General features: G+C 60.7%; 10 protein-coding genes. 4 read left to right on the top strand and 6 right to left on the bottom strand.

Features of this window, described 5'->3' with window-relative positions; translation table 11 throughout:
- Positions 1-124 precede the first annotated feature (124 nt).
- From HMPREF0045_RS06110 to HMPREF0045_RS06100, 4 genes are all read left to right on the top strand, one after another.
- On the top strand, positions 125-2893 hold the full coding sequence (locus HMPREF0045_RS06110; RefSeq protein ID WP_005986535.1) for a YhgE/Pip domain-containing protein: 2769 nt from the start codon (positions 125-127) through the stop codon (positions 2891-2893).
- Positions 2890-5250: a YhgE/Pip domain-containing protein gene (locus HMPREF0045_RS06105; protein WP_005986533.1), complete on the top strand. Its 2361-nt coding sequence runs from the start codon at positions 2890-2892 to the stop codon at positions 5248-5250. Before HMPREF0045_RS06110 ends, HMPREF0045_RS06105 begins: the two co-directional genes overlap by 4 nt.
- 5 nt (positions 5251-5255) lie before the next feature.
- Positions 5256-5612, top strand: a complete 357-nt coding sequence (locus tag HMPREF0045_RS10500) for a hypothetical protein (RefSeq protein ID WP_155813110.1) — start codon at positions 5256-5258, stop codon at positions 5610-5612.
- 432 nt (positions 5613-6044) lie between these two features.
- Entirely contained in the window at positions 6045-7010 is a 966-nt protein-coding gene (locus HMPREF0045_RS06100; RefSeq protein ID WP_005986528.1) for a DUF808 domain-containing protein, read from the top strand.
- On the opposite strand, the gene hemL is transcribed toward HMPREF0045_RS06100, so the two are convergent.
- The 6 genes from hemL to HMPREF0045_RS06065 form a co-directional block, all read right to left on the bottom strand.
- Positions 6952-8355: a glutamate-1-semialdehyde 2,1-aminomutase gene (hemL, locus tag HMPREF0045_RS06095; protein ID WP_005986526.1), complete on the bottom strand. Its 1404-nt coding sequence runs from the start codon at positions 8353-8355 to the stop codon at positions 6952-6954. The two genes, HMPREF0045_RS06100 and hemL, sit on opposite strands and share 59 nt — an antisense overlap.
- 157 nt (positions 8356-8512) lie before the next feature.
- A complete protein-coding gene (hemB, locus tag HMPREF0045_RS06090; RefSeq protein ID WP_005986524.1) occupies positions 8513-9544 on the bottom strand; it encodes a porphobilinogen synthase in 1032 nt (343 codons plus the stop codon).
- Positions 9541-10581: a uroporphyrinogen-III synthase gene (locus HMPREF0045_RS09700; protein WP_005986522.1), complete on the bottom strand. Its 1041-nt coding sequence runs from the start codon at positions 10579-10581 to the stop codon at positions 9541-9543. The genes hemB and HMPREF0045_RS09700 overlap by 4 nt, the downstream gene beginning before the upstream one ends.
- 183 nt (positions 10582-10764) lie before the next feature.
- Positions 10765-11811 carry a hydroxymethylbilane synthase gene (gene hemC, locus HMPREF0045_RS06075; protein ID WP_005986519.1) on the bottom strand — a complete coding sequence of 349 codons (1047 nt, stop codon included), beginning with the start codon at positions 11809-11811 and terminating at the stop codon, positions 10765-10767.
- A 42-nt stretch (positions 11812-11853) separates the two neighbouring features.
- Positions 11854-13593, bottom strand: coding sequence for a protoporphyrinogen/coproporphyrinogen oxidase (locus tag HMPREF0045_RS06070; protein ID WP_005986518.1), 1740 nt, complete (start codon positions 13591-13593; stop codon positions 11854-11856).
- Positions 13590-14789 (bottom strand): uroporphyrinogen decarboxylase, encoded by a 1200-nt coding sequence (locus HMPREF0045_RS06065; RefSeq protein ID WP_005986516.1) that lies wholly within the window; start codon positions 14787-14789, stop codon positions 13590-13592. The genes HMPREF0045_RS06070 and HMPREF0045_RS06065 overlap by 4 nt, the downstream gene beginning before the upstream one ends.
- Between the last annotated feature and the right edge of the window lie 151 nt (positions 14790-14940).

Raw genomic sequence — 14940 nt, 5'->3', positions numbered from 1 at the left:
CATTAAGGGTGCTTACTTTCACCGCTGACCCCTATGGGTGGTGCATGTGGTTGGTGATTATGGATGGTTAGACTTGAAGTCTTGTTAGCTGCGAGTTTTCCCCAGATACATGCGCAGCTGATGTGTGGGCCAACTGAAAGGTGACGTGGCTTTGCGGGTAGCTTTCAAAATTTTCAGGCGAGATATTGGGCGCATTTTGCGAGTGCCTTTCGCCGTGATCGTGGTGGTGGGTGTGTGTTTCCTGCCCGCGATGTACGCCTGGTTCAATATCGCCGGTTTCTGGGACCCCTACGCCAACACCTCCCACCTGCGCGTCGCCGTCGTTAATGAAGATAAGGGAGCCACCACTGGCGCTACCGGCAAGATCGACGCCGGCGCTCAAGTAGCCGCCCAAATTAAAGATAATCACGACTTGGGCTGGTACTTCACCACGCGGCAGGGGGCTATCGACGACGTAAAAACCGGTAGGTCATATGCGGCCATCATCATCCCCGCGAACTTTTCCACCAGCCTGGTCAGCTTCATGGACCCGCAGCATTACACTCAGCCCAAGCTGGAGTATTACGTCAACCAAAAACTCAACGCGGTGGCCCCGCAAATCACTAACGCTGGCGCCAGCACGTTGGATCGGAAAATTAATTCTGCCTTTGTTTCGCAAGTATCCAAGGCGGTAACCACCAAGCTAGGAGACTTTTCTAAGCAGGTGCGCGCCCAAACCGCCACCGTTAACGCCAACACAGACAAATCCCTGGCCCAAGGCGCCCAAAAACTAGCTGCAGCCTTGGCTTCAGTACAAAGTCAAAGCCAGCAAATCGACCAGGCGCGAGCCAAAATTGCCAGCGCCCAAAACTCACTGACTGCGCTGCAAACCCAGGTCACAAACCTGAGCCAGATTGCCACAAACACCGGCACGCTGCTGTCCACCACGGCCACAACCATCACCGACTTTTCTTCCAAAGCCCCGGGTATACTCGATAAATCGGCTAGCCTCACGCTTCAGGCCACCGGCAAACTGTCAGTAAATGCGGCCAACCTTAACGGGGCGGTGCAATCCGCGCAGGGGCGAGTTGACGGCGTCGTGAGTGAGCTAGAGTCAATCAACCAAACTCAAGGCCAAATCCTGACCCAGTTGCAAAATGCGGGGCTGGGGAATGTGCCCGGGGGATCCGATGCGCTGGCGATTTTGACGCAGCAAAACACCAACGCCGCCACCAACCTAAGCAATCTGCGCACAGTGGGCAGCTCAATTTCGGCCACCTCCACCTCGCTTAGCGACGCCGCCAGTGCGCTAAACACTGCGGCTAACACCTCCACCACTGCCTTTAGCTCCGCGCGAGAAAGTGTTTTTTCCTCTTCGCTGCCGCAGGTCAGTAGCTCGCTGTACAACATGGACCGCCTCTCGGGCACGCTGGCGGTCACCATCAGCAACCAAAACCAGCAGATCACGCAGCTAAAATCCATGCTCACCCAGCTGGACAAAAACTTGGCGGCCACGCAAAGTGCCCTGAATCAAAGCGCCACCACTTTGACGCAGCTGCAAAGCGATCTGGAATCCACCCGCGCTGACCTGGGGGCAATCAGCGGCACCTCAGCCTTGCGTCAGCTCACCGACAAGCTGGACGTGAGCGCGGACAAGGTTGCGAACTTCATGCTTTCACCCACGCTGCTAAGCACTCACAAGGTTTACCCGGTGGCTAACTACGGCTCGGCCATGGCCCCAGTGTTCACCAACCTGACCTTATGGGTGGGCGCGTTCATGCTGGTGGTCCTGATCAAGCTGAACGTAGACAGCGAGGGAATCGGGGCCATCACGCATACGCAGGCGTATATGGGTCGCTGGCTGTTAATGGCCGCAATTAGTGCAGTGCAAGCCATTGTGGTCACCACCGGCGACCTGATCCTAGGTGTACAGCACGAAAGTGTGGTGCTGTTCTACCTGGCAACAATCCTTATTGGTTGGGCTTATCTGTCTATTATCTATGCGCTCAGTGCATCCTTCCAGCATATTGGTAAGGGTCTTTGTGTTGTTATGGTAATTTTACAGATTCCTGGCTCTTCCGGTCTATACCCAATTGAAATGGTGCCTAGTTTCTTTGGCTGGGTTTACCCGGTGCTGCCCTTTAAATATGGGGTGGCAGCTGTGCGAGAGGTTATTGGTGGCTTCTATGCTCACCATTTCCTGTATGACCTGGGAGTTTTGGGGCTGATGGCGGCTGGGTCTTTTGCCGTGGGGGTTGGGCTGCGGCCTTTCTTGGTTAACATCAACCGCCTGACTGCTGCGGCGATTGCTGAGGGCGGCCTGTTTAACGCTGAGGAGACTCGTGATTCACGGCGTTGGCGCACCACCCAGATCCTGCATGCCCTGGCCGACCGTGAAGATTACCGCTGGGAAACCGACTATCAGCGCCGCCGTTTTGAGCGCCTGTATCCGCGTATGCGCGTGGCGGCGATTGTGCTGGGTGTGGTGGTGCCAGCGGTTACCGCCCTGACCAGTAGTTTTAGCACTACCAACCAGAGGATCACTTATGTGGCGGTGTGGATGGTGTGGTTGGTTGCCATGATTGGCTTCCTGGTTTATATGGAGTACCGCCGCGACCGCCTGGAGCGTCAGGCGGCTTTGCTGGAAATGGGTGACGGCGAAATCAAGGCCATGCTGCATGGACATATGGGGCGACGGCGCCAGGGCAGGGCTCGCTCGCGGCTTGCGTTAGCTGAAATTAGTGCCGACGCTGCCGGTGTGGAAAGTGCCGACGCTGCTGCGGCAGCGGGGCGTGGCCAGGCCGGCTCGGCAAAGGCTGGCGAAAGTGGTCGGCAGGTGCCTGACGATGTGCTAGGGCGTAGCCAGGCTGAAACCGCACAAATTCCGGTTGTAGACGAAGGAGACGGTCGATGAAGCACGCAGACGAAAAGCGCAGTGCGGCGTCGGCCTGGCGCTCTGGAGCTAAGGCGCCTGACAGTGTCAAGCATGACGGTGGGACTCGGGCTCGCGCCGCCGTCCCAACTCGCACGGCCACCCAAACCGGGGCTGACGTCCCAACTCGCACGGACACCCAAACCCGGACCAGCCGAAAAGCCCAGGCCAAGCCACTTGCGGGGGCCTGGCAGCTATATCGCGACGATCTACGCCGCGCCCGCATCAACGTGATCAGCATGGTGATTATCCTCGGGCTAGTGGTAATTCCGGCGGTGTTCGCCTGGTTTAACGTGGCTGCCTCCTGGAACCCTTTCGGCAACACGCGCAACCTGACAGTCGCCGTCGCCAATGCTGATACCGGCTACAAAAGCGACCTGGTCCCCATGAAAGTCAATGCCGGCGAGCAGGTGGTTTCCGCGCTGCGTGCCAACAAGCAGCTCAACTGGGAGGTGACCACGCCCGCGCAGGCGCTGGAGGGCACCAAATCGGGTAAATATTATGCGGCCATCGTGATTCCTGAGGGCTTTAGCAAAAATATGCTCAGTTTTTTCTCCTCCAGCGCCCAAAGCACGCAGTTGAACTACTACATCAACGAAAAACGCAACGGTATTGCCCCCAAGATCGCCGGGGCCGGGGCGCAGGCGGTTTCCACCCAGGTGAACACGGTGTTCACCAAAACTGTGGGGGAGGTGGTGCTGAACCTAACCCAGACAGTGTCCACCCAGCTGTCTACCCCCGAGGCTACCAACGCTTTAAATACTGTGGTGGGGCGCGTGGAGACACTGTCTACCCGCTTCGATAGTGCCTCTAACCTGCTCACTTCCTATGGTGGCTTGGTCGACGGCGCCAATGGGCTGGTGACCAGCTCCGTCAGTCTGGTGGGGCAGGGGTCCAAAGACGCCCAGCAGCTACGCACCCAGCTAGGGCAGGTGGCAACCGAAACCGGGAACATCAAGAGCGCCGTCGCCAATGCCAACCAAGCCTTGCAAGGGGCTTTCAACGCCTCCACCACGGCCCTAAATTCAGTCAGCACCGCCGCAGACCAGGTGAGCACCTCCTCCGGGCAGTCCGTCTCCGCCGTCGTGACCAGCCTAAACCAGCAGGCCAGCGGGTTACAGGCGCAGGCCACCAACTACCAGAAAGTGCGCGACAACCTGGCCACGCTGATCACTCAGCTGCCCGACCCTACCCGCGCACAAGGGGTGCTGACCAGCCTCGATGGGATTATCAGCAGGCTCAACGGCGCGGCTACGTCGCTGCAGTCGGCGGCCACGCAGATTTCCAATAAATCCGGTGACTCGCAGGCCTCCATTACCGAGGCGAAAAACCTGATTGACCAGGCCAAAACTGAGCTAAGCGGGCTCAAAACCACGGTAGACACCAATATCGCTCCCCAGGCTAACCAGCTGGCCGCAGATTTGGCGCAGGTCTCCGACGGTTTGGGGCAGGTGCGCGAGTCGGTTTCCACCTCGCTGGGAGGCAGTGGGGCGGGCTCGCTACAGGCCAAGCTGACGCAAATGAAAACTAACCTCGACGGCGCCGCTAAAGATCTCAGCGCTGCCGGGGCTCAGATGAAGACACTGTCTGAAAAGCTGCGCGGGGCGATTGATAGTGGCGACTTGGCGCAGGTGCAAAAAATTATTGGCGACGACCCTCAACGCCTGGCCCAAGCCCTGACCACGCCGGCCGTGGTGGAGCGCCACCCGATTTACGCGGTGGAAAATTTTGGTTCCTCCATGGCGCCACTTTACGCAACCGTGGCGATGTGGATGGGTACCATGCTAATTGGTGTGGTGGTGCGTGCACAGCCGGTTTCTAATGTGTCTAAATTACGGCCTTCGCAAGTATTTTTTGGACGTTGGGGTATTTTTGCCACAATTGGTTTGGCGCAAGCGACTTTAGTGGCTGGCGGTTTATTGCTGTTTTTGGATGTGCAATCGGTGCATCCATGGCTATTTATGATAACCGCATGGCTTACGGCAATAGTATTTTCGCTGATTAATTATTCGTTTGTGGCCGCGTTTGGAAACGTTGGCAAAGCGATTAGTATTCTGTTTTTAGTGATGCAGGTTTCCGGTGCGGGCGGGTCTTTCCCGCTGGCTATTTTGCCAGGATTCCTATCTGAACTAAGCCCATATTTACCTGCAAAGCCGGTAATTGATGCGCTGCGCTGCGGAGTGGCTGGGTATAGCGGCAATGAATATTTGGGGCATATTGGTCATTTGCTGTTATTTATAATTCCGGCATTAATAATTGGTTTAGTGCTGCGGCCAATTCTGGCTCGGCGCAACCAGGCCAACAGTGAGGCAGTGGAGTCCACCAAAGTCCTGGGCTGAGGTGCATGCAGGCATGTCTGCAAGCACAGGCAAATGCAGGTAAAATGTCTGCAGGCAGAAAATGCATACAAATACAGGCAGTACAAATACAGGCAAAATCATCCCTTCCCTATAAAAAATTCATGGGGTTTTATAGGGAACAGACGAAATGTCAGTATTTGCATGGCGCTTACGCGGCGCATGCTCACATTGTGTATACCTATGCGGCTCAAGGCATGTATGTTGCATGTCCACCTGAGTGGCCTGGTTTTTGGCTCAACCTCATAGGTCTTCTAACGTTGACGCCGACGGTACCGACGACGCCGGCCTGGCTGGTTGATGACGATGGTACGGACGTCGCCGGCCTGGCTGGTTGCCACTGATTAGCTGATTGGTGGCTCGGTGGCCGCATAGTTCTACGACGCCGGACTCTGCAGGCGTGTGCCCATTTTGCTAACCCTGACCAGCCAGAGGCCCCCTTTGTCTGACCATGTCTCTGGTCAACCAAGCACACGTAGTTTCCAGACAGGCATGGCTAGACGGGTGCGATAGCTTTGCATGTTACCTTGCCCTTGTAGTTTCCAGGCATACATGGCTAGACGCGCAGATATGGTTTACAGATACGCAGATTTCGTCCGTTGCCTATAAAACCCCATGGAAAAATCATAGGGAAGGGATGATTTTGCCTGTATTTGTCTGCATGCCTGTATTTGTACTGCCTGTTTGTCTGCAGTGCCTGCCTGTGCTTGTCATGAGAGACAAAATCAGTTTGGATATTAAGCAACACTGAATGCAACACCAGTTTTAGGAGTCACTTGAGTATCGGTCTAGTCGCCCTTCTTGACGACATTGCCGCCCTGGCTAAAGCCGCCGCCGCCTCGGTTGATGACGTGGCGGGAGCCGCAACCAAAGCATCTAGCAAGGCAATCGGGGTGGTTATCGACGACACTGCCGTGACTCCCCAATACGTGCAGGGCATCAAGCCTGAACGCGAACTGCCAGTTATTAAACGCATCGCGCGCGGCTCACTGATCAACAAGCTGGGCATTATTTTGCCAGTGGCCTTATTGCTGACCTGGCTGGCACCCTGGTCGCTGCCTATTTTGCTGCTAGTGGGAGGCACTTACCTGTGTTTTGAGGGCGCAGAGAAAGTACTTAGCGCCTGGGGGATTATCAAGGAACATGAGAACTCCCACGGCGCCAGCGACAAATCCACAGACCCGGCCGCCGTGGAAAAAGCCATTGTCAGCTCGGCGGTGCGCACAGACCTGATTCTTTCCACTGAGATCATGCTGGTGTCTTTGGCGGGCCTGCACACTAATGACAACCTGAGCAAAGTCGCCATCATGGTGGTGGTGGGCTTCATCATGACGTTCTTCGTCTATGGCCTGGTGGCGCTGCTGGTGAAAATGGATGACCTGGGCTTGGCCCTGGTGCGTCGCGGCCAGGAGAAACTGGGGCGTGCCATCGTCAAAACCATGCCGCGCGTTTTCCGCGTGATCGAGGTGGTTGGCACCGTGGCCATGCTCTGGGTGGGCGGTCACATCGTGATTGACGCCCTCAACAACCTGGGTGTGGGCGCCCTGCATCACCTGGTGGAGCACGCCGCCCACGCCGCCACCCACGCTGCCCAGGGTCTGGGCAACTCGTTAAGTGGCGTGGTCAAGTGGTGCGTGGAGACGGCCTGCTCGGGCGTGTTCGGCCTGGCGTTTGGTGCGCTGGTTACTGGGCTGGTGCTTGGGCTGCAGCGGCTGCTGCGGCAGCGCGCGGGGCAGCACTAGCGATCTTTTCCAGCTCGGCCTCGCCGTGAGCTGCGGATAGGAACCACACTTCAAAGATCGACGGCGGCAATGCCACCCCCGCCTCCAGGAAGGTGTGGAAGAAGGGCGCGTAACGCCAGGTTTCCTGCTGGCGCGCCTGGTCGTAGTTGTAGACGCCGTCGCGGGCTGCCTGTGGGCCAAACATGATGGACATCAGCGAGCCGGTACGCTGCACGCGGTGCGCCACCCCGGCCTGGGTGAGTGCCTGGCCCACAATCTCACCCACAGCCTGGGCGTTAGCGTTGACGGCGTTGTAAACGTCGACGTCGGCCAGCTGCAGCGTGGCTAGGCCAGCGGCGGTGGCTAGCGGGTTACCTGAGAGCGTGCCCGCCTGGTACACCGGCCCCAGCGGCGCCAGTAGGTCCATGATGTCGGCGCGCCCAGCCACGGCGGCTAGTGGCATCCCTCCGCCCACGACCTTGCCGAAGGTCACCAGGTCAGGCACCCATTTGGGGGTGGCGACGGCGCTGGGCTCAGCTGCGGCGACGGCGTCCAGCGCGGTGGCGGGGGTGGCGCCGTCGTGCTCTTGCCAGCCGGCCACAGCCTCCAAACCCCACCAGCCGGCAGAGCTGACCCTAAAACCTGTGAGTACCTCATCCAAAATCATTACCGCACCGTAGCGGGTGCATAGGGAACGGATGCGCTCATTCCAGCCGGCCAGTGGGGGCACGCTACCCATATTGGCGGGGGCGCCTTCGAAAATAACGCCCGCGATTTCCTGACCGCGTTCGGCGAAGCAGGCTTCTAGCGCCTCAAAGTCGTTGTAGGGCAACACGATGGTGCAGGCGGTAATCGCTGCGGGCACGCCCGCACTGCCGGGTAGGCCGCCCGTGGCCACGCCAGAGCCGGCCGCAGCCAGTAGACCGTCGCTGTGACCGTGGTAGTTGCCGGCAAATTTAATGATCAGCTCGCGCCCGGTGGCACCGCGCGCTAGGCGGATCGCGGTCATGGTGGCTTCAGTGCCGGTGGAAACAAAACGTACCCGCTCCACAAACGGCACGCGTTCGCGCACCTTTTGGGCCAGCAGGGTTTCGCTCTGGGTGGGGGCGCCAAAGGATAGCCCGCGCGCGGCGGCCTCCTGTACGGCGGCCACCACTTGCGGGTGGGCGTGGCCTAGCAGGGTCGGGCCCCAGGAGCCCACCAGGTCCACATAGTCGCGCCCGTCGGCGTCGGTAACGTAGGCCCCTTTAGCGGCGCTGATGAAACGCGGGGTGCCGCCCACGCCCCCAAAGGCGCGTACGGGAGAGTCAACACCACCCGGAATAATCCCCTTGGCCTGGGTAAATAAGTGTTCATTTAGATTCATAATTAAGTCCTATCGCAGCGTTTGGTCTGTTTTTCCTGCGGCGTTGCGGCAGCCGGGATGGTGCGCCCGAGCCAGTGTGCCTGGATTGCAGCCGGGCTGCCGCCGGGCTGCTGTGCCCGGGCTACCGCTGGGCTGCCGCATCCCTGGCTTCACTGGCTTATCGCAGCATCTGGGCGATTTCGCGGGCCCAGTAGGTAAGTACCGTGTCAGCGCCGGCGCGGAAAATGCCCAGCACGCTTTCAAGGATCACGCGCTCGCGGTCAATCCAGCCGTTGGCTGCGGCCGCCTCAACCATGGCGAATTCCCCGGAGACCTGGTAGGCCGCTACCGGAATGTCGCTGGCTGCGGCCACATCGCTGAGCACATCCAGGTAGGGGCCGGCGGGCTTAACCATCACCATGTCAGCCCCTTCTGCGGCGTCGAGCAGTGCCTCATACAGGCCTTCGCGACGGTTGGCTGGGTCTTGCTGGTAGGTGCGGCGGTCACCCTTGAGGGTGGAACCCACGGCCTCACGGAAGGGCCCAAAGTAGGCGGAGGCGTATTTGGCCGAGTAGGCCAGGATTGCTACGTCGGCGTGCCCGGAGGCGTCTAGGGCTTGGCGAATGGCGGCTACCTGCCCATCCATCATGCCTGAGGGGGAGACCATGTGGGCGCCGGCTTCGGCCTGGCTGACGGCCATGGCCTGGTAGAGCGGCAAAGTTGCGTCATTGTCGACGCCGCCGCGCTCGTCTAGCAGCCCGCAGTGGCCGTGGCTGGTGAACTCATCTAGGCAGGTGTCGGCGCAAACCACCACAGCGTCGCCCACCTCTTCACGCACAGCAGCGATACCCTGATTCAAAATGCCTTCACTGGCCCAGGCCTGGCTGCCTACTTCGTCGCGCACTGCGGGCACGCCGAATAGGTCAATTGAGCCCACACCGGCTTCGGCGCAGGCCACCGCTTCGCGTCGCAGCGAATCTAGGGTGTGCTGGTAGACGCCGGGCATGGCGCTAATGGCTTGCGGCTCGCTGATGTCTTCGCGCACGAACACCGGCAGGATCAGTTTGGCCGGGTCGATGCGGTGCTGGCTAACCAGGGCGCGCATGGCCGGGGTGGAGCGTAGGCGGCGCGGGCGTAGCGTGGGAATGGGGGCCGGCGCGACGCCGTGGCTGGCTAGCAGGTCCAGGGCGCTTTGGGGGATGGTGGTCATGAAAAATCCTTTGCTTTAAATAGGTTAATTATGGCTTGGGTGATGTGTTCGGCTCGCGGCCTGGCGGCGGTGGCGTCTACGCGCAGGCCCAGTTCGCGGCAGCGCGCGGTGGTGGACTGGCCGATGCTGACCACTGCGGTTTTCTCAGGTGGGGGTCCCAGCAGTTGCAGTAGGGCCTGGGCGCTAGAGCCTGCAGTGACGACGACGGCGTCCCACGCCCCGGCTTGCCACTGGGTTTTGAGGTGGGCGGGTAGCTGGGGGAGGGGCTCGGTGGTGTAGGTGGCAACGGCGTCCACCTGCCAGCCAAGTTGGCTAAGTCCTTGGGCTAGCGTGGGGGCGGCTAGCTGCGACTGAGGCAGGCAGATGGTGGGTGTAGTCGCCGTGGAGGCTGCTGCTGTGGTGGCAGTGGGCGTCGCCAACGCGTTGGCCTGAGCTGCAGGCGTGGCAGCTGGGGTGGCGGGTGTGGTGAGGGTGGGTTGCTGTGGCGTGGCCGGGGCGGCGGGCGGCGTCGGGAAAACTTCCAGTAGCTTGGCGGCGCTACCCGCGCCCACCAGGGCGGGCTTAAGCGTGCAGTGGGTGTTTACCCAGTCGGCAGTGGACTGGCCAACCACCGCCAAGCGCGTGGTTCCTTGAACGGAATCTGCTTGTTGAACGGAATCTGGTTGACTGGCGTGACCAAGGGATTGTGTAGAACTCTCGCGAGTCGCAGCTTCCGAGGCTAGTGCAAATGAGCTCAATGCGAGGGTGGCTGAGTTGAGTGCGGGGGTTGAGGTGGGTGCTAGCGCGAGCGCATTTAACTGCGGCAATACGGCCTGCGCTGCTCGCCAAGAAGACAGCACCACCCAGGCGTAATGGCCAGCCGCAAGCCTTTCGCGCACCTGCTCTAGCTGCGCAGATTCAATGGGAACGGTTTGAGTTAGCGCGAAAGTATCCACCTGGGCGCCGGCAGTTTTAAGGGCTGCCGCAATGGCGTCGTCGGACTTTAGGCGCGGCAAAGCCACCCGTAAACCGGCGAGTGTTTCACGTGAAACAACCATAACCATCTACCTCTAAATCCGATCGTAAAACCTTAGTTGTCACCTTGCTGCGCGCTTAGTTGTTGCCCTGTCGCCGTAGCCTCAGCATTGCTGCGGCTTTTGCTATCCTCGCCGCACCCTTAATTCTGGGCTTAGCGCTGTCTTGGCCGCGCTCCTTAATGCCTCAGCTACCCCCCTAACTCTTTAGCCACGCTCCTTAACAGCCTGTAAATCCGCTACCTGCCCGGCGCCTTGCGCCAACAAATCCTGGGCGGCGCGCTGACCCAACTCCGCCGCTTTTTGCAGGTGGCAAGCCTTGGCTAGGTCCACGCCCCCAAGCGTCACGGCCTGGCGACTACGCACGCTAGCGGCGCCGTCGAGAGCAAACACCCCGGCCTCTAAGTGCAGCTCATAATCAAAGCCGGCGTGCACCAAGTAGGCGTAAGTGCCCACGGGGGCTGCGCACCCAGCCTGCAAAGTAGACATCACCGCGCGCTCGGCCACCGCAGCCAAGTGCGAAGCTGGATCGTTCACCTGGGCGATCACCGCCTCCAACTGGGGGTCAAGCTCCTGGGCGGTCTCAATAGCCAGCACACCCTGCGACGGCGCCGGCAGCATCTGCTCGGGGTTGAAAGCCTCGCTTATGTGCTCAGCCAAACCCAGCCGCTCCAATCCAGCGCAAGCCAGCACCACGGCATCCAAATCAGCGCCGGTGCCAAGAGCCTGGGGGGATGTGCCAGCGTCGGCGGCAACCTGAACCCCGCGCACGCGACCTAGCCGCGTGGGCACGTTACCCCGCAAATCCACGGTCTTAATGTCGGGGCGCAAAGCCTTCAACTGGGCCACACGCCGAGGCGAGCCGGTACCCACACTCGCCCCACTAGGCAGCTGCGCCAGGCTCATGCCGTTCGAGGCCACCAGGGCGTCACGCGGATCGGCGCGACGCGGGGTAGCGGCAATGCGCAGCCCCGCAACCGGGGCGGTGGGCAGATCCTTAAACGAGTGCACCGCCAAATCCACCTGCCCTTCAAGCAGGTGAGTGCGCAGCTGAGCGGCAAACACCCCAACGCCCCCAAGCTGGCTTAGCGCCGCGCGCGAAGTGTCGCCCTGAGTTCGCACAGTAACCAGCTCCACGCGCCAATCCAGCCCCTGGGTGGCGGCGGCAGTTTCCAACATGCGCGCCACCATGCCCGACTGGGCTAAAGCCAAAGCCGACCCGCGCGTCCCCAGACGCACAACCTTTTCACTCATAAGAAGTTCCTATATATTTGTAGTGCTATGCGGACTGTGGCGTTATGAGCGCTGTAGGCGCCTGGCGTTCGTGCGCGCGTGAGCTACCACCGCATTGACGCCCGTGCCACCAACCCAGGCGCCAGTAACCGCCAAACCCTCAATGTTTTCAACCTGGCTCATAAAAGCCGCAATGCGCGCACGGTAGCTGGGCGGCAGCGGCGGCAAAGTGCCATTCCAACGCACCAGCTTGTGCTCGCTTACCTGCTCGGGGTGGATAGTTACGCCCGTCAAAACCTGCACGTCAGCTAGGGCTTGCTCCAGGCTCACCTGCGGCTCACTTTGCCCCAAACGCCCATAGGACAGGCGCAATAAATGCTGGTGAGGCGCCAAAGCCTGGGCGATCCAGGGCCACTTAACGTTTAAATGCGACAGGGCCTTGGCTCCCACGGGGCTCTCGACGGCGTCGGGTTGGGTGTTGGTGCAGCTTGCGGGCGACGCCGGAGCTACCAGCAGGCCCTGACCCACCGGGGCGGCGTCCAGCTCAGGGCTATCAACCAGCAGCGAGTAGCGCGCAATAGGCGCGCCCACCGGAATAGTGATGTCAGTGTCTAGGGCCGCCAAGTTTGCACTGGCCAACAGCCGCAAGGCCGGTCGCGCCGAACAAGCCACCACCAGGCGTTTAGTGCGCAAAGTACGCGGCGCGCCGGCAGGGACCGGCTCGCTCGAAGGGGTCGGGCCCGGCTTGGTGGGAGCTAGCACCACCTGCCAGTAGCCGACGCCGTCGCTGGCGTCGTGGAAAGCCGCATTGCTGGCGCCGCAGTTGGTGCCGTGGGCGGTATCCTCGCTGACGCCGTGGGAGGCGGCGTCGGGAGCAATGAGCTGCTGGGCCCCAACGCGAGTGAGCACAGTGCCTCCCGCCGTCGTGATGGCCTGACTCAAAGCCGCAGTCAGCTGGAACATGCCACCGCGAACGCACTTATCAACACTGCGCCCACCAGTAGCTTTACGCGAACGCGCCAACAGGAAAGCCACCGCATCAGCCAGGCAGCCATGCTCACGAGTAGCCTGACGCAGCCCCGGCGTAACCGTGTCAGTGGCCAGATCGGCCGGATCGCACGTGTAAATGCCGGCAACTATCGGGCGCACCAGGCGATCAACCACCGCCTGCCCCATGCGCGCGGCCACAAACCCCGCCAAAGTCTCGCCCTCAGCGCCCTGGCCCACCTCACTGCCCAGCTGGCGGTCTTGGGCGGCACGTTGCGCAGCCTTAGCGCCCAAAATAGCGACGACGTCGTCCGCGCCCGGATCGGCAGGAATGCCCAGGTAGGCATCACGCAAGAACCGCCACAGACGCCAGTGGCTCTCACCATTGGCGCGGTTGGGAGGTAAAAACAGGCGCGCGCCGTCACCACTGGGGGCCAGTGCCTCCAGCCCCAAAGCGGCCACCATCTGGGCGGTTTCCACCCCGCGCGGAACGAAAGTCTCAGCGCCCAAATCCACCTGGACCGGGCCAATATAGCCGGGGGCAATCAGTCCGCCCAGATAGCCGCGCGCCTCCACCAGCAGCGGCTTGAGCCCATCCTGGGTTAGTTGCCAGGCGGCAGACAGGCCGGCGATCCCGCCGCCAATCACCAGGGCATCTACCTCATCGGGCAGGTCGCTAAGCGGATTGGGGTGAGAGGTGACCGGGGTGGCCGGGGCGGCCGAAGCTGTCAGAGTGGCCGGGGCGGCAGCGCTCTTGCGCTCAGCAGAGGACTTGTGACCAGCAGGGACAGAGCTGTTTTTAATATCCAGATTCATAAGCTTTCCTTATGAACAAATTCGACGATTCGCGTTAACACAGCTGGGTCAGTAGTTGGCGGCACCCCGTGCCCCAGGTTGAACACATGCCCTGGCGCTTGGTGCCCCGCACGCAAACACTCCACGATGGCCTGCTCAATCACCGGCCACGGCGCCGTCAGTAAAGCCGGGTTCAAGTTGCCCTGCACCGGACAGCTACCCTCAAGCTGGCCAATCGCCCAATCTAACTCGGTGCGGTCATCAACCCCCACGGCCTGCGCCCCCGCCGCCAGCATCTGCGGCAACAGGCGCGCACTACCAGTAGCAAAGTGAATCAGCGGCGCTGCTTTGCCAGTAGTTGGGCTGATCGCCTCACGCGCCCGCGCAATAGCCAGCGCCGAGTAAGGAGCCACGCGCTCGCGGTAGTCGGTGGGGCTGAGCGAACCGGCCCAAGAGTCAAACAGCTGCGCCGCCGAGGCGCCACAGCTAATTTGCAATGCTATGAAATCGCCCGTGACCTGCGCGCACCAGCGCATTAGCAGGTCCCAAGTGGGCGGGTCGGCGTGCATTAGAGAGCGCGCGGCCAGGTGGTCGCGACTGGGTTTGCCCTCAACCAGGTACGCGGCCAGGGTGAAAGGCGCGCCCCCAAAGCCAATCAGCGGGGTCCAGCCCGCCGGCTGTGCCTGAGCTAGCGGCTGCGGCGTCCCTTGTTGCAGCGCCCCTGGTTTCGGCGCCTGCGCGGGCGTACCTAGCTCGGTCAAAATCAGGGCAATAGCCTCACGTAGGGCGGCCACGCCCTCAGCGCCCTGGTGAGTGGCGCCGTCGTGACTGGCCCAAGTGCCCTGGCCGAAACCGCACCCAAGTAGGCGCTCAACGTCGTCGCGCGTGCGGATTGGAGTCGATAAAACCGGCCCCACCTGCGGTTTAATCTCCACATCCACCCCTGCCAGGCGTAGTGGCACCATGATGTCTGAGAAGAAAATAGCCGCATCCACCCCGTGACGGCGCACCGGCTGAAGCGTTGCCTGTGCAACCACCTGCGGATTTAGGCAAGCCTCAAGCATGGGTAGATTCACCTGGGCGCGCAGCTGGCGATACTCAGGCAGAGAGCGCCCGGCCTGGCGCATAAACCACACCGGGGTGCGGGCGGGGCGTTGCCCATTAAGTGCAGCCAAGAGGGCGGGCTGGGGCGAGTGGGGTGGCGGCAAAGCATTCATCGTTTATTAATTCTAGCCATAGATAATTTAAATAATATTCACGTTTTCAAATACCGCATTAGTGGCAGTTATGCTTACCTAACCGCTTTTATGACGCCGCGTCTTTATTTATTTAAAATGACACTTCGACACTTAAAAAACCTTGCGGTTA

The sequence above is a fragment of the Actinomyces graevenitzii C83 genome (assembly GCF_000239695.1).
Taxonomy (GTDB): domain Bacteria; phylum Actinomycetota; class Actinomycetes; order Actinomycetales; family Actinomycetaceae; genus Actinomyces; species Actinomyces graevenitzii.
The sequence above is the reverse complement of the archived record's forward strand: the minus strand, read 5'-3'. Positions and strand labels throughout refer to the sequence as shown.

Excerpts from the sequence above, each read along its gene's own strand:
- HMPREF0045_RS06105 (WP_005986533.1), top strand. The coding sequence starts at position 2,890 with ATGAAGCACGCAGACGAAAAGCGCAGTGCGGCGTCGGCCTGGCGCTCT.
- HMPREF0045_RS10500 (WP_155813110.1), top strand. The coding sequence starts at position 5,256 with ATGCAGGCATGTCTGCAAGCACAGGCAAATGCAGGTAAAATGTCTGCA.
- hemL (WP_005986526.1), bottom strand. The coding sequence starts at position 8,355 with ATGAATCTAAATGAACACTTATTTACCCAGGCCAAGGGGATTATTCCG.
- hemB (WP_005986524.1), bottom strand. The coding sequence starts at position 9,544 with ATGACCACCATCCCCCAAAGCGCCCTGGACCTGCTAGCCAGCCACGGC.
- HMPREF0045_RS09700 (WP_005986522.1), bottom strand. The coding sequence starts at position 10,581 with ATGGTTGTTTCACGTGAAACACTCGCCGGTTTACGGGTGGCTTTGCCG.
- hemC (WP_005986519.1), bottom strand. The coding sequence starts at position 11,811 with ATGAGTGAAAAGGTTGTGCGTCTGGGGACGCGCGGGTCGGCTTTGGCT.
- HMPREF0045_RS06070 (WP_005986518.1), bottom strand. The coding sequence starts at position 13,593 with ATGAATCTGGATATTAAAAACAGCTCTGTCCCTGCTGGTCACAAGTCC.
- HMPREF0045_RS06065 (WP_005986516.1), bottom strand. The coding sequence starts at position 14,789 with ATGAATGCTTTGCCGCCACCCCACTCGCCCCAGCCCGCCCTCTTGGCT.